Source organism: Pseudomonas fluorescens Q2-87 (assembly GCF_000281895.1).
Taxonomy (GTDB): Bacteria; Pseudomonadota; Gammaproteobacteria; order Pseudomonadales; family Pseudomonadaceae; genus Aquipseudomonas; species Aquipseudomonas fluorescens_S.
In genome coordinates this window covers 3,705,461-3,730,603 of record NZ_CM001558.1, presented here as the reverse complement: position 1 = coordinate 3,730,603, position 25,143 = coordinate 3,705,461, and the positions used below count along the sequence as shown (strand labels likewise).

The window sequence follows — 25,143 nt, the reverse complement described above, 5'->3', positions numbered from 1 at the left end:
GACCCACCGTATTCGCGAGCAAGCCCGCTCCCACAGGTTTTCAATCCCATTGCTCCTGATTCACCTGCTTCTTTTCCGTGCTGTGGGCGTTCAGCCTGGCGCCGGTTTGGGGCCCTGCTACCCGTGCGCCGTGGCCAACGGTAGCAATCGCGGTACGTCCTCAAGCCGTCTTCAATCGTGCTGATTTCCCCATCCCGCTGATTTCCCTCACTTTCCATTTTCCTCACCCATACGCCCCCAGCCTGTGGCACACTTTCTGCTGTCTATTCCGTTGTTACATACCGTGTTCCGGTATAGCGGAATAAACCCATCCTGGAGTGCTTGCCATGCAACGCCGACCTTCCTTGTTCAAAGCGTGTGTTTTTCTCTTTGCGGCCACGACGGCTGCCGTGGGTGTCGCTCAGGCGGCAGACAGCAAGCTGGACAGCGTGCTGCAACGTGGGAAATTGATTGTGGGCACGGGCAGTACCAACGCGCCGTGGCACTTCCAGGGAGCGGATGGCAAGTTGCAGGGCTTCGATATCGACATCGCACGGATGGTCGCCAAAGGCCTGTTCAATGACCCGGAAAAAGTCGAGTTCGTGGTGCAGTCTTCCGACGCGCGGATTCCCAACCTGCTGACCGACAAGGTCGACATGAGCTGCCAGTTCATCACCGTCACCGCCAGCCGCGCCCAGCAAGTGGCGTTCACCTTGCCGTACTACCGCGAAGGGGTGGGCCTGTTGTTGCCGGCCAACAGCAAGTACAAGGAAATCGAAGACCTCAAGGCCGGCGGCGACGGCGTGACCGTGGCGGTGCTGCAGAACGTGTATGCCGAGGAGTTGGTGCATCAGGCCTTGCCCAAGGCCAAGGTCGACCAATACGACAGCGTTGACTTGATGTACCAGGCGGTGAACTCCGGGCGCGCCGATGCCGCCGCCACTGACCAATCCTCGGTCAAATACCTGATGGTGCAGAACCCCGGCCGCTATCGCAGCCCGGCCTATGCCTGGAGCCCGCAAACCTACGCCTGCGCAGTCAAGCGCGGCGACCAGGACTGGCTGAACTTCGTCAATACCACCTTGCATGAAGCCATGACCGGCGTGGAATTCCCGACGTATGCCGCGTCGTTCAAGCAATGGTTCGGCGTCGAGCTGCCGTCGCCGGCGATCGGTTTCCCTGTTGAATTCAAATGACCCTGTGAGCCCGGGGCGCCACTCCAGGCGCCCCGATGAAGGTAGTGCCGACCATGAATTATCAGTTGAACTTTGCCGCCGTCTGGCGCGATTTCGACACCTTGCTGGCGGGGCTCGGGCTGGGGCTTTCCCTGGCGCTGGTGTCAATCGCCATCGGTTGCGTGATCGGCCTGGCGATGGCGTTCGCGCTGCTGAGCAAGCATCGCGTCCTGCGGGTGCTGGCCTCGGTGTATGTCACGGTGATCCGCAATACACCGATCCTGGTGTTGATTCTATTGATCTACTTCGCCTTGCCGAGCCTGGGCATTCGCCTGGACAAGCTGCCGTCGTTCGTCATTACCCTCTCGCTTTACGCCGGCGCCTATTTGACTGAAGTTTTTCGCGGCGGGTTGATGAGCATCCACAAGGGCCAGCGGGAGGCGGGCTTGGCCATCGGTCTGGGCGAGTGGCAGGTGAAAGCCTACGTCACCGTGCCGGTGATGCTGCGCAATGTGCTGCCGGCGCTGTCGAACAACTTCATTTCGCTGTTCAAGGACACCTCACTGGCGGCGGCGATTGCCGTGCCGGAGCTGACCTATTACGCGCGCAAGATCAACGTGGAGAGCTACCGGGTGATCGAGACCTGGCTGGTGACCACGGCCCTGTATGTCGCGGCCTGTTACCTCATTGCCATGCTGCTGCGGTATTTCGAGCAGCGCCTGGCGATCCGCCGTTAGGAGCTACCCATGTACGAATCCCCTAGTTGGTTGCATGAGTTGTGGGTCGCCCGGGACACCTTGTGGGCCGGTTTTCTCACCAGCGTGCAATGTTCGGTGCTGGCCATTTTGCTCGGCACCTTGATCGGCCTGGTGGCCGGCTTGGTACTGACTTACGGCCGCGTCTGGATGCGCGCACCGTTTCGTTTCTACGTCGACCTGATTCGCGGCACGCCGGTGTTCGTGCTGGTGCTCGCCTGCTTCTACATGGCCCCGGCCCTGGGCTGGAAGATCGGTGCATTCCAGGCCGGCGTGCTGGGCCTGACGCTGTTTTGCGGCTCCCACGTGGCCGAGATCGTGCGCGGTGCCTTGCAGGCGTTGCCGCGAGGGCAGATGGAAGCCAGCCAGGCGATCGGCCTGACGTTCTTCCAGGCGCTGGGTTATGTGTTGTTGCCCCAGGCACTGCGACAGATCTTGCCGACCTGGGTCAATTCTTCCACCGAGATCGTCAAGGCCTCGACCCTACTGTCGGTGATCGGCGTCGCCGAACTGCTGCTCAGCACCCAACAGATCATCGCCAGGACCTTCATGACCCTGGAGTTTTACCTGTTCGCCGGTTTTCTCTTTTTCATCATCAATTACGCCATCGAATTGCTCGGGCGGCACATTGAAAAGCGGGTGGCGATGCCATGACTGACGTTTCGAAGCTCTCCAATACAAAGCTCTCCAATACCCAACCGCTGCTGGACATTCGCGGCCTGCGCAAACAATACGGCCCGCTGGAAGTACTCAAGGGTGTGGACTTGAGCATGCAGCGCGGCAACGTGGTCACGCTGATCGGCTCCAGCGGTTCGGGCAAGACCACGCTGCTGCGTTGCGTGAACATGCTGGAAGAGTTCCAGGGCGGCCAGATCGTGCTCGACGGTGAATCCATCGGCTACGACGACATTGGCGGCAAACGCGTGCGTCACCCCGAGAAAGTCATTGCCCGGCACCGGGCCATGACCGGCATGGCGTTCCAGCAGTTCAATCTGTTCCCTCACTTGACTGCGTTGCAGAACGTCACCCTGGGCCTGCTCAAGGTGAAAAAACTGCCCAAGGACGAAGCGGTGGCCCTGGCCGAGAAGTGGCTGGAGCGGGTCGGCCTGCTGGAGCGGCGCGATCACTTTCCCGGCCAGTTGTCCGGCGGCCAGCAGCAACGTGTGGCGATTGCCCGCGCAATTGCCATGAATCCCAGCCTGATGCTGTTCGACGAAGTCACCTCGGCCCTGGACCCGGAACTGGTGGGCGAAGTGCTGAACGTGATCAAGGGCCTGGCCGAGGATGGCATGACCATGCTGTTGGTGACCCATGAAATGCGCTTTGCCTTCGAGGTCTCCGACAAGATCGTATTCATGAACCAAGGGCGCATCGAAGAGCAGGGGCCACCGAAGGAACTGTTCGAGCGGCCGCAGTCGCCGCGCCTGGCGGAATTTCTCAAGAACACCCGCTTTTAATTCAATTTCAGACAAGCAAGGAGAAACACCCATGAGCATTACGCGCTACGGCACCGGCAGCACCGCAGGCGGCGGTCAGCCACGGCCCTTCGCCCGCGCCGTGGAGGCCGATGGCTGGTTGCATGTGTCCGGCCAGGTACCGGCACTGAACGGCGAAATTATTGTCGGCGGGATCGTCGAACAGACGCACCAGACCATGAAGAACCTCATCGCGATTCTCGAGGAGGCCGGTTACGACCTCAAGGATGTGGTGCGTTGCGGCGTGTGGTTGGATGACCCGCGGGATTTCTGGAGTTTCAACAAGGTCTTCGGCGAATACTTCAGCCCCGAACACGCCCCGGCCCGGGCCTGCGTGCAGGCCAGCATGATGGTTGATTGCAAGGTCGAGATCGATTGCGTGGCCTACAAGAAAAAGGCCTGAACCAGATCATCTGGCGAATTCGCTTCCGTGGCGAGGGAGCTTGCTCCCGCTGGCCTGCGTAGCAGGCCTATCTCTTGCGACTGCTGCGCAGCCGAGCGGGAGCAAGCTCCCTCGCCACGGTAAAGATACATGCGACTATAAGCGAAATTTCAGGAATCCAAGACATGACCGAAGACACCATCAAACGCCGGGCCCGAGGACTGGATCGGGCGTTCGATATCCTCGATTTTCTCAAGGAAATCGGCCAGCCGCTGCGCCCGAACGATATCGCCAGCGGCATCGGCAGCCCCAAGTCCACGGTCTACGAACTGGTCGCGTCGCTGCTTGAGCGGCGCATCCTGGAACCGGTCGGCAAGGACGGCCACGTCTACCTTGGGCGACAATTGTATTTCCTCGGCCAGGCACACTTGCGGCATTTCGACCTGAGCCGCGAGGCCGATCACGCCCTGCAGGAAATCGTCAGCCAGACCCGGGAAACCGCGCAGATGTGCCTGCTCAACGGGCGCAAATATACCGTGGCGCTGATGAAGGAAGGCGAGCGGCATTTCCGCATCTCATCGGACATTGGCGAGAACGCGCCGATCCCGTGGACGGCGTCCGGTCGCCTGTTGCTGGCGCATTTGAGCGACCAGCAGATCGTCGACTTGATTGACCCCGACGACTTCATCCTGCCGGACGGCGAGCGCCTGCCCCTGGAACAATTCCTCAAGGAAATCCGCCAGGCCGGCCTCGACGGTTTTTTCTCTTTCGACAGTGTCGCCGACACCTTCACCCACTGCTTCGCCGCACCGGTCAAAGACCCCAACGGCGTGGCCATCGCGACCTTATGCATTGTCGCCCCCCGGGCCGACGCCAAGAACAATTACGCCGACTACCGCCGGGTGCTGATCGAAAGCGCCAACAACCTGGCCCGTCGCATCAATGAATAGACAGCAACGGCTGCCAGCGGCCGTCTGCAAGGAGTTCGAACATGTCTTCTGCCATTCTTAATGCCGCCGTCGAGAAGGGCGCCGCCATCACCGGCGCCCACCTGCTGAAGGACGTCAGCTTGCCGGCTCTGGTGCTGCACCGCGAGGCGCTGGAGCACAACATTCGCTGGATGCAGGCCTTCGTCACAGGCAGCGGCGCCGAACTGGCGCCCCACGGCAAGACCAGCATGACCCCCGCATTGTTTCGCCGCCAACTCGATGCCGGCGCCTGGGGCCTGACCCTTGCCACTGCCGTGCAGACCCGCGCCGCGTACGCCCACGGGGTACGCCGGGTGTTGATGGCGAACCAACTGGTGGGAGCGCCGAACATGGCGCTGATCGCCGATTTGCTGGTGGATCCGGCGTTCGAATTTCACTGCATGGTCGACCATCCGGACAACGTCGCTGACCTGGGCGCTTTTTTTGCCGCTCGTGGCGTGAAGCTGAACGTGATGATCGAATACGGTGTGCTCGGCGGGCGTTGCGGTTGCCGGACTGAAGCCGAAGTGCTGGCCCTGGCCGAGGCGATCCGCAGCCAGCCGGCGCTGGCGCTGACCGGTATCGAAGGTTACGAAGGGGTGATTCACGGTGATCATGCCGTCAGCGGTATCCGCGCCTTCGCCGCGTCCTTGGTGCGGCTGGCGGTGCAGTTGCAGGACAGCGGCGCGTTCGCCATCGATAAACCGATCATTACCGCCTCGGGCTCGGCCTGGTACGACCTGATCGCCGAGTCCTTCGAAGTCCAGAATGCCCACGGACGTTTCCTCAGCGTGCTGCGCCCGGGCAGCTATGTCGCCCACGACCATGGCATCTACAAAGAAGCCCAGTGCTGCGTGCTGGAGCGCCGTAGCGACCTGCACGAAGGCCTGCGCCCGGCCCTGGAAGTCTGGGCCCACGTGCAATCGCTGCCGGAGCCTGGCTTCGCGGTGATCGCCCTGGGCAAGCGCGACGTGGCCTACGACGCTGGGTTGCCGGTGCCGCTCAAGCGTTACAAGCCTGGCTCGGATTCGGTGGCCGGTGACGACGTGAGCAAGTGCCAGGTGACGGCGGTGATGGACCAGCATGCGTTCATGACCGTGGCGCCGGGGGTTGAGTTGCGCGTGGGCGATATCATTTCGTTCGGTACTTCGCATCCGTGCCTGACGTTCGACAAATGGCGGGTGGGGTGCCTGGTGGATGAGAGGTTGCGGGTGGTGGAGAGCATGGAGACTTGCTTCTAGGGCTTGAGACCGAGTCGCGGCTTTCGCGAGCAAGCCCGCTCCCACATGTGGACGGGCGTGAACGCAGAGTTTGTGTTCGCCAAAAATCCCCTGTGGGAGCGGGCTTGCTCGCGAAGGCGGCCTGTAAGACACCACCGGAACATCAGGATCATCCATGAGTACACCCAACCCAAAACCCCGCATCGCCCTGATCGGCGAATGCATGATCGAACTGCAACAACGCGCCGACGGCAGCCTGCAACAGAGCTTCGGCGGCGATACCCTGAACACCGCCGTGTACCTGTCCCGCGCCTTGGGTGACAAGGGCTCGGTGGATTACGTCACGGCCCTGGGCGACGACAGTTTCAGTGACGCCATGTGCCAGGCGTGGGCCGCGGAGAATATCGGCCTGGAACGGGTCCAGCGTTTGCCTGGGCGCTTGCCGGGGTTGTACTGCATCCAGACCGATGCGGCGGGCGAGCGGCGGTTCCTGTACTGGCGCAACGAGGCGGCGGTGCGCGAATGCTTTACCACGGCGGCCGCCGGACCGATCCTCGCGGCGCTGCCGGATTACGACATGCTGTATTTCAGCGGCATCACCCTGGCGGTGCTTGGCGAACAGGGGCGCGCCAGGCTCATCGAAACCCTGATCGAAGCGCGTCGGCGCGGGGCGCAGGTGGTGTTTGACAACAACTACCGGCCCAGGCTTTGGGCCAGCGTCGAAGCTGCCCGCGCGGCCTATCGCAGTGTCCTGCCTTATGTGGAACTGGCGCTGCTGACGGTGGAGGATGAGCAGGCGTTGTTCGGGTATGCCGATGTTGACGCGGTATTTACTGCTTATGGGCAGTTAGGCACCCCGGAAGTAGTGCTCAAGCGCGGCGCGCAGGCGTGTCTGATTCGTTGCGATGGCAAGTTCTATGAGGTCCCCGCCCAGCGGGTCGAACGCGTGGTGGACACCACGGCGGCGGGAGACTCTTTCAGCGCTGCGTACCTGGCGAGTCGCTTGCTGGGCGGCAGTCCGCGGGAGGCGGCCGAGGCGGGGCACTGGCTGGCGAGCCGGGTGATCCAGGTGCCGGGGGCGTTGATGCCCAAGGACTGACTACACCGGAAATTGGGTGTGTCCTGTGGCGAGGGAGCTTGCTCCCGCTCGGCTGCGCAGCAGCCGTTTCTGTTTGTTGGGGCCTGCTTCGCAGGCCAGCGGGAGCAAGCTCCCTCGCCACATAAATCAGTGTTGTCAGCGCACCATCGTTCAATCCCGATAAAACACCTGCACCAGGTGATAGCCAAACTTGCTCTTGATCGGCCCATGCACGACCCGCAGCGGCTTCTTGAAAATCACCGCATCGATCACGCCGACCATCTGCCCCGGTCGCACTTCGCCCAAGTCACCGCCGCGTTTGCCGGAGGGGCAGGTGGAGTATTTCTTGGCCAACACATCGAAGGCTTCGCCCTTGGCGATGCGTTGCTTGAGCTGTTCGGCTTCTTCGGCGGTTTTCACCAGGATATGGCGGGCTTGGGCTTTCATTGCAGCGGCGACCTGAGCGGTGGAGGGCAGCGGGGCGGCGATTATGCCTCAAGTCAGCTGCCATGGTTGATCATCCGTCGAATCTTGTTCGCCAGCAGATCCAGGGTGAAAGGCTTGGCGACCATGTCCATGCCCTGTTCCAGGAACGCCTCCCGTTCAGCGGCTTTCTGCGCATAACCGGTCATGAACAGGACTTTGAGGCCTGGCCGGTGCTGGCGAGCGATCTCCGCCAGTTGCCGGCCGTTCATGCCCGGCAAGCCGACATCGGTCACCAACAGGTCGATACGCCGGCCTGATTCGAGCATTGGCAGCGCCGTCTTGGCGTCCTGGGCTTCCAGGGCGGTGTAGCCGAGGGTGTTCAACAGATCCAGCACCAGCATGCGCACCGCGGGCTCGTCTTCCACCAGCAGGACCGTTTCCCCGGCGATTGCCGCCGGTACCTCGAGCTTGCCTGGCGTTGTCGCTGGCTCAGCGGGCGTAACGTGCAACCGTGGCAGATACAACTGCACCCGGGTGCCCTGTCCCGGCACGCTGTCCAGGTGCAAATGACCGCCGGACTGCTGGGCGAACCCGTAGATCATCGACAGCCCCAGGCCGGTGCCCTGGCCGATGGGCTTGGTGGTAAAGAACGGATCGAAGGCCTTGGCCAGCACCGACGGCGTCATGCCGCTGCCGTTGTCGCTGACGGCAATCATCACGTAGTCGCCGGCCTTGACCGGCTCCAGGGTGCTGATATCGCTGCCGTCGAGGTAGACGTTCGCGGTCTCGATCACCAATTCGCCGCCGTCTGGCATGGCGTCCCGGGCGTTGATGACCAGGTTGAGCAGGGCGTTTTCCAACTGGCTGGCATCGGTGCTGACCGGCCACAGCTCATTGGCCAATTGCAGGCGCAACACAATGTGTTCCCCGGTGGTGCGCCTGAGCAGGTCTTCGAGTGAGTGCACCAGCTCGTTGCCGTCCAGCGGTTTGCGATCCAGGGATTGGCGGCGAGAAAAAGCCAGCAGCCGATGGGTCAGGGCTGCGGCGCGGTTGGCCGAGGACACCGCCGCCTCGGTGAAACGGCCGATCTCGTCGGCGCGGCCATTGGCGATATAGCGCTGGATCAGGTCGAGGCTGCCCAGAATGCCGGTGAGCATGTTGTTGAAGTCGTGGGCGATGCCGCCGGTGAGCTGGCCCACGGCTTCCATCTTCTGGGCGTGGCGCAGGGCTTCTTCGGCGCGTTCGCGTTCGAACATCTCGCTTTGCAGCCGGTGGTTGGCCTCGGCCAGTTGCTGGGTACGGGCGATGACCCGCTCTTCCAGTGTTTCGTTGAGGTTGCGCAACGCTTCCTCGGTTTTCTTGCGCTCGGTCTCATCGATGACAAAGATGTAGAAACCGTTCACCGCCCCGTCCGATCCCCGGCGCGGCAGGTAGTTGGTCAGCGCGTGGCGCGGACGTCCGTCGCGGTGGGCCGACTGTATGGCGAAGCTGCACGGCTTGCCCGCCAGCGCCCCGGCGATCTGCGCGGCGCGGGCCGCGTAGGCTTCTTCGCCCAGCACCTCGCGAATGGTCTTGCCGTAGAGCTCCTGCGGGGTCAGGCCGTACCAGTCCAGGTAGGCACTGTTGTTCAGCCGGAACCGCTGGTCGCGGTCCACGTAGCTGATCAGGATTGGCATGGCATTGATGATCAATTGCAGTTCGGTCTGGCTCTGGCGCAGGGCCTGCTCGGTGCGCTTGCGTTCGGTCAGGTCCAGGGCCGCGCCGAGGAAACGCTTGGGCCGGCCGTGCCGATCCTTGTAGCAACGCCCGCGCACGTAAACCCAGCGCATTTCACTGTCGGGCTGCAACAGCCGGTATTCCTCGGCATATTCGGTGCCGTGGGTAATGCAATGCTTGATGCTGCGGGCAACCATGGCCCGGTCTTCGGGGTGGACGCCTTCGAGGTAGGCGCTGATGGGCAACTGGCGCGACAGATTCGGGTCGACGCCATGCAACAGGGCGAAATGCGTGTCGGCGATGAATCGGTCTTCGCTGATGTCCCAATCCCAGGTGCCCAGTGCATCGGCGGCCGCCAAGGCCAGTTGCAGCCGTTCCTCGCTTTCCTGCTGGGCCTTGAGGCTGGCCTCGGAACGTCGCTCGAATTCCAGGGCCAGGCGTCGTCGCTCGCTGGTCTCGATGGCCGTGATCAGAATCCCGGCGACGGCGCCGCTTTCGTCGCGCACCGGGCTGTAGGTCAGGTCCAGCCAAACGTCGCAGAGGCGACCGGCGAATGGCACGCGCCATCGTTGATCGCGACTGCTATGGGTCTGGCCCTGCAACACGCGGTGATAGATCGCCTCGGTCACGCCCCTGAGTTCGGGCCACGCCGTATGGGTCGGCTGGCCGAACGCCCGCGGGTGCTTGTCGCCGGCCAGTCGGGCGAAGGCGTCGTTGTAGAGGTGGGACAGCTCGGCGCCCCACAGCAAGGCCATCGGCATGGGCGAGTGAAACACGATGTCCACGGCGGTTCGCAGGCTCTGCGGCCAGGTATCGGCAGCGCCCAGCGGTGTGGAGGCCCAGTCCAGGCGGTCAAGCAGACGCTGTGTTTCGCTGCCGTTGGGTGTTGCATTCATTACAAAATCCCTGGAAATCATGTCGGTGCTATGGCGTCTACTATCCTCTGGATAAGGTAAGCGCGGGCTGGTGTGAGGTTTTCCATACTCGGGTCGGCTTGTTTCATTGATGTCTCGCGGAAGTTTCAGTCCATGGAAATCGATCCTTTGTTGCGCACCCTGGCGAGCCAGGATGGCTCCGACCTTTATCTGTCCACCGGCGCGCCACCGTGTGCGCGTTTCGAGGGGGTGCTCAAGCCCTTGGGTAACCAGGCCTTCAAGGTCGGCGACATTGCCAGGCTCGCCGAGTCTTTGATGGACGCCGAACAGCGCCTTGAGTTCGATCGGGAGCTGGAAATGAACCTGGCCATTTCCCTGGCGGGTGTCGGAAGGTTCCGGGTCAATATCTTCAAGCAGCGCAATGACGTGTCCATGGTGATACGCAACGTCAAGCTGGACATCCCGCGTTTCGAGGACCTCAAGCTGCCCAAGGTATTGCTCGACACCGTCATGCAGAAGCAGGGCTTGATACTGTTCGTCGGTGCGACGGGGTCTGGCAAGTCCACGTCCCTGGCGGCATTGATCGACTACCGCAATCGCAACAGCAGCGGCCATATCATCACCATTGAAGACCCTGTGGAGTATATCCACCGGCACAAGAAATCGATCATCAACCAGCGGGAAGTCGGTGTCGACACCCGCAGCTTCCATGCCGCCCTGAAGAACACTTTGCGCCAGGCGCCGGACGTGGTGCTGATCGGCGAAATTCGCGATCGCGAAACCATGGAACACGCCCTGGCCTTCGCCGACACCGGGCATCTGGTGATTTCCACGCTGCATGCCCATAACGCCAACCAGGCCCTGGACCGGGTAATCAATTTCTTTCCCGAGGAGCGCCGGCCGCAACTGCTCAACGACCTGGGCAACAACCTCAAGGCTTTCGTCTCCCAGCGCCTGGTGCGTACCCGCAACGGCCAGCGCCGGGCGGCCGTGGAGGTCATGCTGGGTTCGCCCACGGTGGCCGATTTGATCCGACGCAACGAATTCGGCGAGCTCAAGGGCATCATGGAGAAATCAGAGGAACTGGGGATGCAGACCTTCGACCACGCCTTGTTCAACCTGGTGCTGGAAGGGGCCATCGATGAAGAAGAGGCACTGAAGAATGCTGACTCGGCGAACAACCTGCGCTTGCGTTTGAAGCTGCATGCCGAGTCGGGTGCGGTACCTCCACCCGACCCGGCGGCGGGTGAGTGGGGGTTGGTGGACTGATTGCTTGATAGAAATACCGCGTTATCGTTCTTCGCGAGCTAGCCCGCTCCCACAGCGGACCACTGTGGGAGCGGGCTTGCTCGCGAAGAGGCAGTCAAGGCCAACAAAGCGCTAACGGTCAGCTCGCAAGCTCCACCCGATCCCGAAACTGTTCCAGCGCCTCGGGATTGGCCAATGCATCGGTGTTTTTCACCACTTCGCCATGCACCACGTTACGCACCGCCAGTTCTACTACCTTGCCGCTGATGGTCCGTGGAATATCGCTGACCGCCAGGATTTTCGCCGGCACATGCCGTGGCGTGGTGTTGGCGCGGATGACCTGGCGAATCTGCTGCGCCAAGGCTTCATCCAATGCCACGCCCTCGCGCAGGCGTACGAACAGCACCACCCGCACATCGCCTTGCCATTGCTGGCCGATGGCGACGCTGTCCAGCACCTGCTCGACCTTTTCCACCTGTCGATAAATTTCCGCCGTGCCGATGCGCACGCCACCGGGGTTGAGCACGGCGTCGGAGCGTCCGTGGATCAGCAGGCCGCCGTGGGGCAATTCTTCGGCGTAATCGCCTTGGGCCCAAACACCGGGAAATTGACTGAAATAGGACGCGCGAAGTTTTTCCTGCCCAGGGTCGTTCCACAAGCCAATGGGCATGGCCGGGAAGTGCCGGGTGCACACCAGCTCGCCTTTTTCACCCATCACCGCTTGGCCGGCCTCGTTCCACACCTGCACCGCCATGCCCAGGCTCTTGCCCTGCATCTCGCCCCGGCGTACCGGCGACAACGGGTTGCCATTGACGAAGCACGAGACGATGTCGGTGCCGCCGGACATCGAGGCCAGACAAACGTCGGGCTTGATGTCGCGGTAGACGTAATCGTAGCTATGGGGCGCCAATGCCGAACCGGTGGACAGAATGGTTTTCAGACTGTCCAGGCGGTGTGTCTGCCGGGGCTTCAGGCCCTCGCTTTCCAAGGCAGCGAGGAACTTGGGGCTGGTGCCGAACACACTGATGCGTTGCTGATCGATCACGTCCAGCAGGCGCTCGGGCCCCGGGTGGAACGGCGAGCCGTCGTAAAGCACCACGGCGCTGCCCACGGCGAGGGCCGACACCAGCCAGTTCCACATCATCCAGCCGCAGGTCGTGTAATAGAACAGCCGGTCCTCGGGACCGAGGTCGACATGCAGGCCATGTTCCTTGACGTGCTGCAGCAGTACGCCACCGGTGCCGTGGATGATGCATTTCGGCACGCCGGTCGTACCGCTGGAATACAGGATGTACAGCGGATGGGCAAAAGGAACGCTGGTGAATTCCGGCTCGCCACCACTTTGATAAAACCCGTCCCATAGCGCGACATTGGCTGACGTCTTGAAATCGTCGACGCTGGCGTCGGGTTTTGCATATGGCAACACGATCAGTTGTTGCAGCGACGGCAGCCGTTCGAGGATTTCATTGACCTTGGGCCGTTGGTCAATGACCTTGCCGGCGTAACGATACCCGGCGCAGGTGATGAGGACTTTGGGCTCGATCTGGCCGAAGCGATCGATCACGCCCTGAGTGCCGAAATCCGGCGAAGAACAGGACCAGATCGCCCCGAGGCTGGTGGTGGCAAGCATGCCCACCAGGGTCTGCCAGGTGTTGGGCATGCAGGCAGCGACTCGATCGCCCTGGGTCACGCCAGTGGCTTTCAGGCTTCTTTGCAGGCCGGCGACATGGGCGGCGAGTTCGGCCCAGGTCAGTTGTTCCTGGTCGCCGTTCTCGGCGAGGGCGACCACGGCCACCGCTTCGTCGCGACGCCGCAGCAAATGTTCGGCGAAGTTCAGCGTCGCCCCCGGGAACCACCGGGCGCTGGGCATCTGTGGGTCTTCCAGCAGAACCTGGGTAGGCGCCTGGTGAAAACGGATGTCGAAGTAATCGACGATGGCCTGCCAGAACGCTTCGCGCTGCTCGATGCTCCAGGCGTGCAGGGCCGGATAATCGCTCAGTCGCAGAGAGTGCCGCGCGTTGACGAACTGGCCAAAGGCGTTCATGCGCGACTGGGCGATGCGTTCGGGGCTGGGTTGCCAGAGGATGTCGGACATGGGGTGCCTCTTGTGTTTTTATGGGCTTACGAGCATTGCAGCACAAGGTGCTTTATGTGGCGAGGGAGCAAGCTCCCTCGCCACAAACAGCATGTTCGCCAGAGGGTGGTGGTGTTACTGAGCCAACCACCCACCGTCAATATTCCACGCCGCGCCGCGTACCTGGCTGCCGGCTTCGCTGCACAGGAACAAGACCAGCTCGCCCAACTGCGGCGGGGTGACGAACTCCAGGGACGGCTGCTTTTCGGCCAGCAGGTCGTGCTGGGCCTGTTGCGGATCGACCCCTGCGGCGATGCGATCATCGATCTGCTTTTGCACCAACGGTGTCAACACCCAACCGGGGCAGATGGCGTTGCAAGTGACGTTGGTAGTGGCGGTTTCCAGGCCGACCACCTTGGTCAGGCCGATCACCCCATGCTTGGCCGCGACATACGCCGCCTTGCCGACTGAGCCGACCTGGCCATGCACCGAGGCGACGTTGACGATCCGTCCCCAGCCCTTGGCGCGCATGCCGGGAAGGCTCAGGCGGGTGGCGTGGAACACCGAGGACAGGTTGATGGCGATGATCGAATCCCAGCGCTCTACCGGAAAGTCTTCCACGGCAGCCACGTGCTGGATCCCGGCGTTGTTCACCAGGATGTCCACGCCGCCGAACTCACGCTCGGCGTAGGCGAGCATGTCGGCGATCTGCGCCGGGTCGCTGACATCGGCTGGATGATGGCCGACCTTGCCACCGAACTGCTTCACTTCGGCGATCACCGCCGAGGCATCGCCGAAACCATTGAGGATCAGGTTGGCACCGGCCTTGGCCAGGCTCAGGGCGATGCCCAGGCCGATGCCACTGGTGGAGCCGGTGACCAGGGCAGTCTTGCCCGAAAGAAGGGTTGTCATGGGAACCTCACACGATGCCAGTGGCGTAAAACACGCTGATCACGACGAAGACCGCCAGGGTCTTGATCAGCGTAATACAGAAGATGTCTTTGTAGGCTTCACGGTGGGTTAGCCCGGTCACTGCCAGCAGGGTAATCACCGCGCCGTTGTGGGGCAGGGTGTCCATGCCGCCGCTGGCCATGGCCGCAACCCGGTGCAGCACTTCCAAGGGAATGTTGGCGGCGTGGGCGGCGCTGATGAAGCTCTCGGACATCGCCGCCAGGGCGATGCTCATGCCGCCCGACGCAGAGCCGGTAATGCCCGCCAGCAGCGTCACGGTCACCGCTTCGTTGACCAGCGGGTTGGGGATGCTCTTGAGCCAATCGGCCAAGACCAGGAAGCCCGGCAGCGAGGCGATCACCGCACCGAAACCGTATTCAGAAGCGGTGTTCATCGCCGCCAGCAAGGCACCGCCCACCGCGCTCTTGCTGCCTTCGGCCAGCTTGCTGCGAATGGCGCGAAAGCCAAACAGCAACACCATGATGATCCCCACCAGCAGCGCCGCCTGCACGGCCCAGATCGCAGTGAGCTTGGCGATATCGCTGGTCACCGGTGCGGCCATGCCTGGCAGCGCGAGGCTATGGGTCTTACCGTACCACTGCGGGATCCACTGGGTGAACAGCAGGTTCATGATCCCCACCGCCAGTAAGGGCGACACAGCGATCCATGGGTTGGGCAGCTTGATGTCTTCGGCGGTTTCCGGCTCGTTGCGCAGTTGCGTGCCATAGCCTTCACCCAGGCGCTGGGCCTTGTTGCGCTGGCGTTGCAAAAACAGCATGCCGAGGCTGAACACAAAGAGCGTGCCGATTACACCCAGCCACGGCGCGGCCCAGGCGGTGGTGTTGAAGAAGGTGCTGGGGATGATGTTCTGGATCTGCGGCGTGCCGGGCAGGGCGTCCATGGTGAACGAGAATGCGCCAAGGGCGATGGTGGCCGGGATCAAGCGCTTGGGAATATTGCTCTGGCGGAACATCTCGGCGGCAAATGGATAGACCGCGAACACGACGACGAACAGCGACACACCGCCGTAAGTCAGCAAGGCGCAGACCAGCACGATCACCAACATGGCCTGGCGCGTGCCCAGCAAACGAATCGCCGCGGCGACGATGGAGCGCGAGAAGCCCGACAACTCGATCAGCTTGCCAAACACCGCGCCGAGCAGGAACACCGGGAAGTAGAGCTTGATGAACCCGACCATTTTGTCCATGAACACCCCAGTGAACGCAGGGGCGACGGCGGAAGGGTCAGTCAGCAGGACGGCGCCGAGGGCGGCGATGGGGGCAAAAAGAATGACGCTGTAGCCACGGTAGGCGGCGACCATCAGCAGCGTGAGGGCTGCCAAGGCAATGATCACACTCATGGTGTGTCTCCTGGGGATTGTTATTGTTGTGATGAAGCTTGGGAGAGGCTCTAGCGATTTTTGTGCCAGGTTGGTAACTATTTGAAATATAAGGAGATTGGTAAATATTGCGGTGTGTATTTCGAGTTTTGTCTCTGATTTGAGATTTGCGTGGCTATGCGGGCTTCATCGCGAGCGAGCTCGCTCCCACAGGGGGACGGGGTATTCCAGGAAGACACCGCCTCCTGTGGCAGCGAGCTCGCTCGCGATAAGCGTAAAACGCTTACAAGATGATCTGTCTACGTTTGGAGATCGTCGTCTCGCTATTGAGACTCGGCAATCCCCAACGCCACCATTTTCTTGTACAGCGTCGACCGCCCCAACCCCAATCGCTCAGCCGCTTCAACCACCTTGCCCCCGCATTGCGCGAGGGTGGTTTCGATCAGCTGCCGGTCGAATCGCGCCCGTGCCTGGCTGAAGGTTTCGTGGGGCAAGGCGTCGAGGTGCGGGCTTGTGTCGCGGGTGACTGGGGTGAAGGTGCCGATGGCCGCGCGGATATCGGCCGCAGTGAGCACCAAGTCATCGCTGAGCAACGCTGCCCGTTCCAGCACGTTGCGCAGTTCGCGGATGTTGCCGGGCCAAGCGTGTTGGGCCAGCAAGGCGAGGGCGTCGTGGTTCAGTTCGTGCTGGCTGCGCAGCTCTTCAAGGATCGCTTCGCTCAGGGCGGGCAGGTCATCCAGGCGTTCGCGCAGCGGTGGAACCTGGATTGGCAGTACATTCAGGCGGTAATACAGGTCGGCGCGAAACTCTCCGCGCTTGATGGCCGCTTCCAGATCGGTGGATGTGGCAGCGATCACGCGCACGTCGCTTTGCAGCATCTCGTTGGAGCCAACCGGTTCGTATTCCTTTTCTTGGAGCACCCGCAGCAACTTGCTTTGCAGGGGCAACGGCATGTCGCCGATCTCATCCAGAAACAGCGTGCCGCCCTGGGCAATCTGCAGCTTGCCAGCGCGGCCCTTGCGGTCGGCGCCGGTAAAGGCGCCAGGGGCGGTGCCGAAGAATTCGGCCTCCAGCAGGGATTCGGGAATCGCCGCGCTGTTGATGCTGACGAACGCCTTGTGTGCTCGCGGCGAAGCACTGTGGATCGCCTGGGCCAGCAATTCCTTGCCAGTGCCGGTTTCGCCGAGCAGCAGTACCGGTGAATCGGCGCTGGCGCTGCGTCGGGCGCGACGCTTGACTTCGAGTCCGGCGCTGCTCGTGCCAATGAAATGGGCGAAGTTGTATTTGGTCTGCCGCGCCCGTAGCAGCGAACGGGTGGAGGCCAGTTCTTCCTGCATGCTCAAGTAGCGCTTGAGCATCGGCGACAGGCTGCGCAACTCATCGAACAAGGCGAAGCCGATGGCGCCGATCACCGCGCCGGCGCTGTCATGGATCGGCAGGCGCATGACCACCAGCGGTTCCTTGGGCGTGTCTTGCATGTCCAGCAGGATCGGCCGCCCGGTGCGCACCACTTCACGCAACAAACTGCTGGGGATCACGCTTTCGCAAGCCCGGCCAATCGCCTCCTGTGCCGAATTCAGGCCGAAGCGTCGGGCGTAGCGCTCGTTCATCCAGACGATGTTCGCATCGCGGTCGACAATCACCGTGCCCTCGCTGGATTGCTCGATGATCTCGAATAAGGAGCGGATCGCCAGCGTGCGTACGCGCTTGTAGTCCTTGAGGCTTTCGGTGGGGTTCATCGGGCATTTCCAAGGGGTTTGCCGGCAGCCTCGGGTGAAGGATTGCCAAGAGCTGCATTATGCCGGGGGAAATCGCTGGATCGAAACTGTCCCGATATCTGCGCGGTTAACTTGTACAAATAACGGTTTATGTACATGATCGCGTTCGGATTTCCTGCCCTGTATGGAGAACGTGTGAACGCATTCAATCCCCGTAAGCTGAAGCTTTCCAAATGGACGGCCTGCCAGCCGGCCAATCGAGAAAAGCATTTCCTGGTCACCCAACTGATCTGTGACGAGGCCGGTGTCCCTGTTCAAGTCGAGCTTCAGGCTGTACACAGCCAGCGGGTGGAGCTATTCGACTGGTCTGAGCTGCGGGATGACAAGCGCTGGAAAATCGGCTGGCATTGAGCGCCGCGCGCATGACCGGACTGGCCTTGCTGCGCAATTTAATTGTACAAATATTTAAAGTTGTACAATTTATCGAGAGATAGTGGCTTAATGGCTCCTCTTAAGCGAACAAGGCATCGTGTCGTGCGATGCCTACGGCCAGGCACTTTACGTTTCCGGAGCGGTACCCATGTTCATTCGCACTCGCAAGCATCAGGAAACCTTGCACCCGATCCAGGCCAGGCAGGCCGCCCTAGAGGCCGAACGGGCCGCTTTCCATCAAGCGATGGCGATCATTGAATTCGATCCGGCGGGGCACGTGCTCAGCGCCAATTCGCTGTTCTTGAGCATGGCGGGCTACGCGTTCGGAGAGATTCAAGGCAAGCATCATCGGATGTTCTGTGAGCCCGCTTATGCACGCAGCCGGGAATACGCCGCGCTGTGGCAGCAGGTTGGGCAGGGGCAGCGAGTCGAAGCGCAGTTCTTGCACCTGACCCGCGATGGGCGCTGGCTGTGGGTGGAGGCCAGCTACATGCCGGTGCTCGACCAGGATGGCAACCTGCAGCGCATCATTGGAGTGGCCCATGATGTCAGCGAGCGCATCCTTCGCAGCCAGACCGAATCCAGCTTCAGGCAAGCGATTGACCGGTCCATGGCGGTTATCGAATTCGACTTGAGTGGCCAGGTGGTGCGGGCCAATGCCAATTTCCTCAAGGTCATGGGCTATCGGCTGGAGGAAGTTTGCGGTCAGCATCATCGCCTGTTCTGCAAGCCCAGCGAGGTTGATAGCGGGGCATATCGAGATTTTTGGGCCGGACTGAATCGTGGCGAGTACATGACCGGTCTGTTCCAGCGTATCGACAAACACGGCGCCACGGTCTGGCTGCAGGCGACGTACAACCCGCTCTACGATGCTCAGGGCCGGTTGTATGGGGTGGTCAAGTTCGCCACCGATTACACCCGTGAGGTCGAGCAACGCCAGACTGAATCAAATGCGGCGCGGTTGGCGTTCGAGACGTCCCGGCAGACGGATGAGCACACCCAGCTGGGCACTGCGGTTGTGCAGCAGACAGTGACCATCGTGCAAAGCATCGCCGACGAACTCCAGCAAGTGGCCACGGGAATCAGCGCCTTGAGCGCCCAGTCCGAGGAAATCGGCAGCATCGTCGATGCCATCCGAGGTATTGCCGAACAGACCAACTTGCTTGCACTCAATGCGGCCATCGAAGCGGCGCGAGCGGGGGAGCAGGGACGCGGTTTCGCCGTGGTCGCCGATGAAGTTCGCAACCTGGCATGGCGCACGAGCCAGGCAACGGTGGCCATCACCGAAGTCGTCGGCAAGAACCGCGACCTGGCCCGGCAAGCGGTGACCAGCATGCAGTCCAGCACGCTCAAGGCCGAGCAGGGCGTGACGCTGGCGAACCAGGCGGGCACGGTCATCCTCGACATTCACCGAGGGGCGCAGCAGGTGGTGGAAGCAATCGGCGAATTTGCCTTGGCGCTGGATCAGCGCCGCAGCTAAACACTGGATAAAAGCGTAAAGCTGTTCACTTAAGGCAATCGACAAACCCGTGGCGAGGGAGCTTGCTCCCGCTGGGCCGCGAAGCGGTCCCAAAACCTGCCCAATGCGGAGCATCAGGCACACCCGTACCCGCCGGTTACGACTGCTTCGCAGCCGAGCGGGAGCAAGCTCCCTCGCCACAGGACCGTCATTCTTTTCCAATGAACCGCATCAGGATTAACGCGGGCTTTTACCTGGGCAGCGCCGCCGCCAGCAGCTCTTTGGTATAGGGGTGCTGAGGCGAGTTGAAGACTTCATGGCTGGCGCCTTGCTCGACCACTTTGCCGTCCTTGATCACGATCAGGTCGTGGGCCAGGGCGCGGACCACCGCCAGGTCATGGCTGATGAACAGGTAGGTCAAGTCGTACTTCGCCTGGAGCTGACGGAGCAGGGCGACCACTTGCTTTTGCACCGTGCGGTCCAGGGCCGAGGTCGGTTCGTCCAGCAGTATCAGCGCCGGCTTGAGCACCAGCGCCCGGGCAATGGCGATGCGTTGGCGCTGTCCGCCGGAAAATTCGTGTGGGTAGCGATGGCGGGTCTGGGGGTCGAGGCCGACTTCCTGGAGAGCCTGGATCACCCGGGCTTCACATTGCGCGGGACTGGAGGGTTGATGAACCTCAAGGCCTTCGCTGATGATCTGCTGCACCGACATCCGGGGGCTGAGGCTGCCGAACGGGTCCTGGAACACCACCTGCATCTGCTTGCGCCAAGGGCGCAGGGCTTTTTGCGAGAGCTGGTCGAGGGGCTCGTTCTGGAAGCGGATGCTGCCTTCGGATTCGATCAACCGCAGGATCGCCTGGCCGAGGGTGGATTTGCCGGAGCCGGACTCCCCAACGATACCCAGGGTCTTGCCGCGCTGGATACTCAGGCTGATGCCGTCCACCGCGCGCAGGTATTCCTTGCGGCGGAACAGCCCGCCGCCCAGGGCAAAACTCACCCGCAGGTCCTGCACCTGCAACACGTCTTCCCGTTCGTCCCGGGGCAGGGCTTCGCCTTCCGGTTCGGCGTGCAGCAGCTCGCAACTGTAGGGATGTTTCGGCGCGCTGAAGAGGGTTTCGCAAGGCGCCTGCTCGACGATTTCCCCGGACTTCATCACGCAGACCCGTTGGGCGATGCTGCGCACCAGGTTCAAATCGTGACTGATCAGCAGCAACGACATGCCAAGGCGTTTTTGCAGGGATTTGAGCAGCAGCAGAATCTTGCGCTGTACGGTCACATCCAGCGCGGTGGTCGGTTCGTCGGCGATCAACAGTTCCGGCTCGCAGGCCAGGGCCATGGCGATCATCACCCGTTGCCGCTGGCCGCCCGACAGTTGGTGGGGGTAGGCCTTGAGCCGCTCGGCGGGTTTCTGAATGCCGACCAGGGCGAGCAACTCCAGAATGCGTAGGCGCGCCGCCTTCCCGCCCAGGCCTCTGTGCAGCATCAAAGTTTCGCCGATCTGCTTTTCAACACTGTGCAGCGGATTCAGCGAGGTCATCGGCTCCTGGAAGATCATCGCGATCCGATTGCCGCGCAGCTCTCGCAAGGTCGTGGCTTCGGCCCCCACCAACTCCTGGCCGCGATAGCGAATGCTGCCAGTGGTGCGGGTTCCGGTTTCGGGCAGCAATTGCAGGATCGAGTGGGCGGTCACCGATTTGCCGGAGCCGGACTCGCCCACCAGCGCCAGGCATTCGCCGGGGCGGATGTCCAGGCACAGGTTGCGCACCACGGTGTTGTCGTTGAAGGCCACGCTCAGGTCGCGGATTTCGATCAGGTTGTCGCTCATCTCAAGGTTTCCGCTTCATGGCTGTTTTTAAGAGCGTGGATCGAACGCGTCTCGCAACGCTTCGCCGATAAACACCAACAGTGAAAGAATCAGCGCCAGGGTGAAGAACGCCGTCAGCCCCAGCCACGGCGCTTGCAGGTTCTGCTTGCCCTGGCCGATCAATTCACCCAGCGAGGCACTGCCGGCCGGCATGCCGAAGCCGAGGAAGTCCAGGGCAGTGAGGGTGGAAATCGCTCCGGTGAGAATGAACGGCAGGTAACTGAGGGTGGCGTTCATCGCATTGGGCAGGATGTGCCGCATGATCACCTTGCGGTCGGACAGGCCAAGGGCCCGGGCGGCTTTCACGTATTCGAGGTTACGCCCGCGCAAAAACTCGGCCCGGACCACGTCCACCAGGGCCAGCCAGGAAAACAGCGCCATGATCCCCAGCAGCCACCAGAAATTCGGTTCGACAAAGCCGGACAAGATGATCAGCAGATAGAGCACCGGCAGCCCGGACCAAACCTCCAGCAGACGTTGTCCTAGCAAGTCCACCCAGCCCCCGTAATAACCTTGCAAGGCGCCGGCGGCGATGCCGATCAGCGCACTGATGGCCGTCAGGGCCAGGGCGAACAGGATCGACACCCGGGCGCCGAATATCACCCGGGCCAGCACGTCGCGGGCCTGGTCATCGGTGCCCAGCCAGTTCACCGACGAGGGCGGGCTTGGCGCCGGTTGGTTGAGGTCGTAATTGGGCGTGTCGTCACTGAACGGGATCGGTGGAAACAGCAGCCAGCCGCCGTCCTTGTGAATCAGGTTCTGCACGTAGCCACTGCGGTAATCGGCCTGGAACGGCAGCTGCCCGCCGAACGCCTGCTCGGTGTAGCGCTTGAACACCGGGAAATACAGCGAGCCTTGGTAACTCACCACCAACGGCTTGTCGTTGGCGATCAGTTCGCCGCCCAGGGTCAGGATGAACAGGCCGATGAACAGCCACAGCGACCACCAGCCCCGGCGATTTTTCTTGAAACGCTCGAAACGCCGGCGGCCCAAGGGAGACAACTTGAACATCAGGCGTTCCTCGCGGCGAAGTCGATGCGCGGGTCCACCAAGGTGTAGCAGAGGTCGCCGATGAGTTTGATGAGCAGGCCGAACAGCGTGAAGATAAACAGCGAGCCGAACACCACCGGGTAGTCCCGGGACACGGCGGCCTCGTAACTCATGCGCCCCAGGCCATCGAGGGAAAAAATCACCTCGATCAGCAGGGAGCCGGCAAAGAACACGCCAATGAACGCCTGGGGAATGCCCGATACCACCAGCAGCATGGCATTGCGAAATACGTGGCCGTACAGCACCCGTCGCTCGCTCATGCCCTTGGCCCGCGCCGTGACCACGTATTGGCGGGTGATTTCATTGAGGAACGAATTCTTGGTCAGGATCGTCAGGGTGGCGAAGCCGCCGATGACCAGCGACGTGACCGGCAGCACCAGGTGCCAGAAGTAGTCGACGACCTTGCCCAGGGTCGACAGCGACTCGAAGTTCTCCGACACCAGCCCGCGCACCGGGAACCAGTTCAACGACGTGCCGCCAGCGAATACCACGATCAGGAACATTGCGAAGAGGAACGCCGGCATGGCATAGCCGATGATGATCGCGGTGCTGCTCCATACGTCGAACGCGGAACCGTGGCGTACGGCCTTGCGGATGCCCAGGGGAATCGACACCAGATACGTGAGCAGCGTCGCCCAGAGCCCGAGGGAAATGGTCACCGGCATTTTTTCCAGGATCAGGTCAGTGACCGTGGCGCCGCGGAAGAAGCTCTTGCCAAAGTCCAGGCGGGCATAGCTGCTGAGCATCAGCCACAGACGTTCATGGGCGGGCTTGTCGAAGCCGTACTGTTTTTCGATGTCCTTGATCAGCTGCGGGTCCAGGCCGCGGCTGGCGCGGGAATTGCCCGTCATGGCATTGCCCGAACTGCCGACGCTGGCGCCGCCGATGCCTTGCAGATGGGCGATGGCCTGTTCCACCGGCCCGCCTGGTGCGGCCTGGACGATGACGAAGTTCACCAGCAGGATGATCACCAGCGTCGGGATGATCAGCAGCAGGCGCCGCGCGATATAAGCCCACATCAGTGCGATCCTCCGGATGCGCCACGCTTGATGCGTTCGGCGGTCATCTGTTCGTTGGTCAGCGGTGTGGTGCTGATTTCCCACCAGCTCTCGATGGCTTCTTCATTGCTTGCCTGCACCTTGGGAATGCCGAAGCGATTCCACCACACGGTCGAGCTGCCAGGCGGGTAATAGTTGGGGATCCAGTAGTAATTCCATTGCAGCACGCGGTCCAGGGCGTGGGCGTGGCGGAGCATGTCGGCCTTGGTCGTGGCCTTGACCAGCCCATCGATTAACGCGTCAACAGCTGGGTTCTTCAGGGCCATGTAGTTATTGGCGCCCGGATCGTTGGCGGCGGCCGAGCCGAAATAATTGTAGAGCTCCATGCCCGGCGAGGTACTGACGGGGTAGCCGGTGATGATCATGTCGTAGTCGCGGCTCATCAGGCGATTGACGTACTGGGATGCGTCGATCCGCCGGATGCTCATGTCGATGCCGATCTGTGCCAGGGTGCGCTTGTAGGGCAGCAGCAGGCGGTCGATGCCGTTCTGGCTGACCAGGAAATTGAAGCTCAACGGTTCGCCCTCGGCATTCACCAGGCGGTCACCGTCGGGTTTCCAGCCGGCCTGTTCCAGCAGCGCCAGGGCTTGCAATTGCTTGTCGCGGATCACGCCGCTGCCGTCGGTTTTCGGTGCTTCGAATACCTGGCTGAAGACTTCATCGGGTATTTGCCCGCGCAAGGGTTCGAGGATCGCCAACTCGGCGGCATCAGGCAGTTGTCGGGCAGCCAGGTCAGTATTGGAGAAGTAACTCTGCTGACGCACATAGAGGTTGCGCATCATCTGGCGGTTGCTCCACTCGAAATCCCAGAGCATGGCCAGGGCCTGGCGTACACGGCGATCCTGGAATTGCGGTTTCTGCAGGTTGAACACGAAGCCCTGGGCGGTTTGGGGCGCCTCGGTGGCCAGGTGAGCCTTTTGCAAGCGGCCGTCGTGCAGGGCCGGGCCGTCGTAACCGATGGAATAGGCGGTGGCGGAGAATTCGCGGTTGTAGTCGTAGGCGCCGCCGCGCAGCACCTGGCGGGCCACGTCGGTGTCGCCAAAATATTCAATGCTGAAGTGATCGAAGTTGTAGAGCCCACGGCTGACGGGCAGGTCCTTGCCCCACCAGTCGGCGTTGCGCTCGAACGTGATGCTGCGGCCGGAATCGACCTTGCCCACCCGGTACGGGCCACTGCCCAATGGGGCCTCGTAGCCGCCGCCGTTGGCGAAGTCGCGGGTTTTCCACCAATGTTCGGGGAATACCGGCAGGGTGGCGATATCCAGGGGCAGGGTGCGGTTTTCGTTGTTCTTGAAGTCGAACCGAACGGTGCGCTCCGATTCCACCTCGACGTCTTTGACCGCCGCGAACTGAGTGCGATAGCGCAGGCTGCCCTGGGACATCAGCAACTCGAAGCTGTAGCGCACGTCTTGTGCGGTGATGGGCTTGCCATCGGCGAAACGGGCCTTGGGGTTCAGGTAGAAGCGCAGGGACAGGCCATCCTCGGCGCGCTCCATTTTCTCGGCCACCAGGCCGTAGACGGTATAGGGTTCATCCAGCGAGCGCTGGGCCAGCGGTGAGTAGAGCATTCCATCGATCTGGCTGACGCCGATGCCTTTGTCGATGTAGGGCAGGACATGGTCGAAATGACCGATCTCGATGGCCGAGCGGCGCATGGTGCCGCCCTTGGGCGCCTGGGGGTTGGCGTAGGCGAAGTGGCCGAAGCCTTCGGTGTACTTGGCCGGTTCACCGTAGACGGTCAGGGCATGTTGCGGGGCTGCATTCGCGCCAAAGGCACTTGCCAGCAGGGCCACGGCAGTGAATAGCAGTGAAGGGAACGCCAGTCGCATTGTCAGCCTTAAAGCCGGGTGATCGATGATCACGATTTGTACGCGAGCGGCGCGTGGATCGCCAGCCCCTCA

21 protein-coding genes and 1 pseudogene are annotated in these 25,143 nt (G+C 61.9%); 12 read left to right on the top strand and 10 right to left on the bottom strand.

Annotated features, from left to right (window positions below; translation table 11 throughout):
* Positions 1-326: 326 nt before the first annotated feature.
* The 8 genes from PFLQ2_RS11380 to PFLQ2_RS11415 all read left to right on the top strand — a co-directional run bounded on the left by PFLQ2_RS11380 (position 327) and on the right by PFLQ2_RS11415 (position 7,053).
* Positions 327-1,175, top strand: coding sequence for a transporter substrate-binding domain-containing protein (locus tag PFLQ2_RS11380; protein ID WP_003182822.1), 849 nt, complete (start codon positions 327-329; stop codon positions 1,173-1,175).
* Positions 1,176-1,228: 53 nt separating this feature from the next.
* Positions 1,229-1,891, top strand: coding sequence for an amino acid ABC transporter permease (locus PFLQ2_RS11385; protein ID WP_003182819.1), 663 nt, complete (start codon positions 1,229-1,231; stop codon positions 1,889-1,891).
* A gap of 9 nt (positions 1,892-1,900) precedes the next feature.
* Positions 1,901-2,563, top strand: a complete 663-nt coding sequence (locus PFLQ2_RS11390; protein WP_003182818.1) for an amino acid ABC transporter permease — start codon at positions 1,901-1,903, stop codon at positions 2,561-2,563.
* Positions 2,560-3,366, top strand: coding sequence for an amino acid ABC transporter ATP-binding protein (locus PFLQ2_RS11395; RefSeq protein WP_003182816.1), 807 nt, complete (start codon positions 2,560-2,562; stop codon positions 3,364-3,366). Before PFLQ2_RS11390 ends, PFLQ2_RS11395 begins: the two co-directional genes overlap by 4 nt.
* A gap of 31 nt (positions 3,367-3,397) precedes the next feature.
* Positions 3,398-3,787, top strand: coding sequence for a RidA family protein (locus PFLQ2_RS11400; protein ID WP_003182814.1), 390 nt, complete (start codon positions 3,398-3,400; stop codon positions 3,785-3,787).
* A 164-nt stretch (positions 3,788-3,951) separates the two neighbouring features.
* Positions 3,952-4,716: an IclR family transcriptional regulator gene (locus PFLQ2_RS11405; protein ID WP_003182813.1), complete on the top strand. Its 765-nt coding sequence runs from the start codon at positions 3,952-3,954 to the stop codon at positions 4,714-4,716.
* Between the two features lie 41 nt (positions 4,717-4,757).
* A complete protein-coding gene (locus tag PFLQ2_RS11410; RefSeq protein WP_003182811.1) occupies positions 4,758-5,975 on the top strand; it encodes an amino acid deaminase in 1,218 nt (405 codons plus the stop codon).
* 154 nt (positions 5,976-6,129) lie between these two features.
* On the top strand, positions 6,130-7,053 hold the full coding sequence (locus tag PFLQ2_RS11415; protein WP_003182810.1) for a sugar kinase: 924 nt from the start codon (positions 6,130-6,132) through the stop codon (positions 7,051-7,053).
* Between the two features lie 150 nt (positions 7,054-7,203).
* Here the strand turns inward: PFLQ2_RS11415 and PFLQ2_RS11420 are convergent, their stop codons facing one another.
* Both PFLQ2_RS11420 and PFLQ2_RS11425 read right to left on the bottom strand, forming a co-directional pair.
* Positions 7,204-7,479, bottom strand: coding sequence for a peptidylprolyl isomerase (locus PFLQ2_RS11420; protein ID WP_003182808.1), 276 nt, complete (start codon positions 7,477-7,479; stop codon positions 7,204-7,206).
* Between the two features lie 53 nt (positions 7,480-7,532).
* The gene (locus PFLQ2_RS11425; RefSeq protein WP_003182802.1) at positions 7,533-10,070 is read right to left on the bottom strand and encodes a hybrid sensor histidine kinase/response regulator; all 2,538 of its coding nucleotides are present in this window, start codon (positions 10,068-10,070) and stop codon (positions 7,533-7,535) included.
* A gap of 132 nt (positions 10,071-10,202) precedes the next feature.
* Here PFLQ2_RS11425 and PFLQ2_RS11430 point away from each other — a divergent pair, with 132 nt between their 5' ends.
* On the top strand, positions 10,203-11,318 hold the full coding sequence (locus PFLQ2_RS11430; protein ID WP_003182801.1) for a PilT/PilU family type 4a pilus ATPase: 1,116 nt from the start codon (positions 10,203-10,205) through the stop codon (positions 11,316-11,318).
* A 118-nt stretch (positions 11,319-11,436) separates the two neighbouring features.
* On the opposite strand, the gene PFLQ2_RS11435 is transcribed toward PFLQ2_RS11430, so the two are convergent.
* The 4 genes from PFLQ2_RS11435 to PFLQ2_RS11450 all read right to left on the bottom strand — a co-directional run bounded on the left by PFLQ2_RS11435 (position 11,437) and on the right by PFLQ2_RS11450 (position 17,400).
* A complete protein-coding gene (locus PFLQ2_RS11435) occupies positions 11,437-13,392 on the bottom strand; it encodes an acetoacetate--CoA ligase (RefSeq protein ID WP_003182799.1) in 1,956 nt (651 codons plus the stop codon).
* Positions 13,393-13,506: 114 nt separating this feature from the next.
* Positions 13,507-14,283: a 3-hydroxybutyrate dehydrogenase gene (locus PFLQ2_RS11440; protein WP_003182797.1), complete on the bottom strand. Its 777-nt coding sequence runs from the start codon at positions 14,281-14,283 to the stop codon at positions 13,507-13,509.
* 7 nt (positions 14,284-14,290) lie between these two features.
* The gene (locus tag PFLQ2_RS11445) at positions 14,291-15,682 is read right to left on the bottom strand and encodes a GntP family permease (RefSeq protein ID WP_003182795.1); all 1,392 of its coding nucleotides are present in this window, start codon (positions 15,680-15,682) and stop codon (positions 14,291-14,293) included.
* A 302-nt stretch (positions 15,683-15,984) separates the two neighbouring features.
* The gene (locus tag PFLQ2_RS11450; protein ID WP_003182791.1) at positions 15,985-17,400 is read right to left on the bottom strand and encodes a sigma-54 interaction domain-containing protein; all 1,416 of its coding nucleotides are present in this window, start codon (positions 17,398-17,400) and stop codon (positions 15,985-15,987) included.
* A gap of 174 nt (positions 17,401-17,574) precedes the next feature.
* Between PFLQ2_RS11450 and PFLQ2_RS11455 the strand changes: the two genes are divergently transcribed.
* From PFLQ2_RS11455 to PFLQ2_RS31015, 3 genes and pseudogenes are all read left to right on the top strand, one after another.
* Entirely contained in the window at positions 17,575-17,790 is a 216-nt protein-coding gene (locus PFLQ2_RS11455) for a TIGR02450 family Trp-rich protein (RefSeq protein ID WP_003182789.1), read from the top strand.
* 169 nt (positions 17,791-17,959) lie between these two features.
* Positions 17,960-18,739 (top strand): annotated as a pseudogene (locus tag PFLQ2_RS31020) (PAS domain-containing protein); the annotation flags it as partial.
* A 90-nt stretch (positions 18,740-18,829) separates the two neighbouring features.
* Positions 18,830-19,291 (top strand): methyl-accepting chemotaxis protein, encoded by a 462-nt coding sequence (locus PFLQ2_RS31015; protein ID WP_430452981.1) that lies wholly within the window; start codon positions 18,830-18,832, stop codon positions 19,289-19,291.
* Between the two features lie 229 nt (positions 19,292-19,520).
* Here the strand turns inward: PFLQ2_RS31015 and PFLQ2_RS11465 are convergent, their stop codons facing one another.
* Genes PFLQ2_RS11465 through PFLQ2_RS11480 form a run of 4 tightly spaced genes read right to left on the bottom strand, consistent with a single transcriptional unit; the run spans position 19,521 to position 25,071 of the window.
* On the bottom strand, positions 19,521-21,095 hold the full coding sequence (locus PFLQ2_RS11465) for an ABC transporter ATP-binding protein (protein ID WP_003182785.1): 1,575 nt from the start codon (positions 21,093-21,095) through the stop codon (positions 19,521-19,523).
* A 27-nt stretch (positions 21,096-21,122) separates the two neighbouring features.
* Positions 21,123-22,145, bottom strand: coding sequence for an ABC transporter permease (locus PFLQ2_RS11470; RefSeq protein ID WP_003182783.1), 1,023 nt, complete (start codon positions 22,143-22,145; stop codon positions 21,123-21,125).
* Positions 22,145-23,203, bottom strand: a complete 1,059-nt coding sequence (locus tag PFLQ2_RS11475; protein WP_003182779.1) for a microcin C ABC transporter permease YejB — start codon at positions 23,201-23,203, stop codon at positions 22,145-22,147. The genes PFLQ2_RS11470 and PFLQ2_RS11475 overlap by 1 nt, the downstream gene beginning before the upstream one ends.
* On the bottom strand, positions 23,203-25,071 hold the full coding sequence (locus PFLQ2_RS11480; protein WP_003182778.1) for an extracellular solute-binding protein: 1,869 nt from the start codon (positions 25,069-25,071) through the stop codon (positions 23,203-23,205). Before PFLQ2_RS11480 ends, PFLQ2_RS11475 begins: the two co-directional genes overlap by 1 nt.
* Positions 25,072-25,143: the final 72 nt, after the last annotated feature.

Coding starts and splice junctions, on each gene's coding strand:
- PFLQ2_RS11480 (WP_003182778.1), bottom strand. CDS start 25,071: ATGCGACTGGCGTTCCCTTCACTGCTATTCACTGCCGTGGCCCTGCTG.
- PFLQ2_RS11440 (WP_003182797.1), bottom strand. CDS start 14,283: ATGACAACCCTTCTTTCGGGCAAGACTGCCCTGGTCACCGGCTCCACC.
- PFLQ2_RS11395 (WP_003182816.1), top strand. CDS start 2,560: ATGACTGACGTTTCGAAGCTCTCCAATACAAAGCTCTCCAATACCCAA.
- PFLQ2_RS11435 (WP_003182799.1), bottom strand. CDS start 13,392: ATGTCCGACATCCTCTGGCAACCCAGCCCCGAACGCATCGCCCAGTCG.
- PFLQ2_RS11420 (WP_003182808.1), bottom strand. CDS start 7,479: ATGAAAGCCCAAGCCCGCCATATCCTGGTGAAAACCGCCGAAGAAGCC.
- PFLQ2_RS11445 (WP_003182795.1), bottom strand. CDS start 15,682: ATGAGTGTGATCATTGCCTTGGCAGCCCTCACGCTGCTGATGGTCGCC.
- PFLQ2_RS11415 (WP_003182810.1), top strand. CDS start 6,130: ATGAGTACACCCAACCCAAAACCCCGCATCGCCCTGATCGGCGAATGC.
- PFLQ2_RS11450 (WP_003182791.1), bottom strand. CDS start 17,400: ATGAACCCCACCGAAAGCCTCAAGGACTACAAGCGCGTACGCACGCTG.
- PFLQ2_RS11400 (WP_003182814.1), top strand. CDS start 3,398: ATGAGCATTACGCGCTACGGCACCGGCAGCACCGCAGGCGGCGGTCAG.
- PFLQ2_RS11410 (WP_003182811.1), top strand. CDS start 4,758: ATGTCTTCTGCCATTCTTAATGCCGCCGTCGAGAAGGGCGCCGCCATC.
- PFLQ2_RS11405 (WP_003182813.1), top strand. CDS start 3,952: ATGACCGAAGACACCATCAAACGCCGGGCCCGAGGACTGGATCGGGCG.
- PFLQ2_RS11430 (WP_003182801.1), top strand. CDS start 10,203: ATGGAAATCGATCCTTTGTTGCGCACCCTGGCGAGCCAGGATGGCTCC.
- PFLQ2_RS11390 (WP_003182818.1), top strand. CDS start 1,901: ATGTACGAATCCCCTAGTTGGTTGCATGAGTTGTGGGTCGCCCGGGAC.
- PFLQ2_RS11425 (WP_003182802.1), bottom strand. CDS start 10,070: ATGAATGCAACACCCAACGGCAGCGAAACACAGCGTCTGCTTGACCGC.
- PFLQ2_RS11465 (WP_003182785.1), bottom strand. CDS start 21,095: ATGAGCGACAACCTGATCGAAATCCGCGACCTGAGCGTGGCCTTCAAC.
- PFLQ2_RS11470 (WP_003182783.1), bottom strand. CDS start 22,145: ATGTTCAAGTTGTCTCCCTTGGGCCGCCGGCGTTTCGAGCGTTTCAAG.
- PFLQ2_RS11385 (WP_003182819.1), top strand. CDS start 1,229: ATGAATTATCAGTTGAACTTTGCCGCCGTCTGGCGCGATTTCGACACC.
- PFLQ2_RS11475 (WP_003182779.1), bottom strand. CDS start 23,203: ATGTGGGCTTATATCGCGCGGCGCCTGCTGCTGATCATCCCGACGCTG.
- PFLQ2_RS11380 (WP_003182822.1), top strand. CDS start 327: ATGCAACGCCGACCTTCCTTGTTCAAAGCGTGTGTTTTTCTCTTTGCG.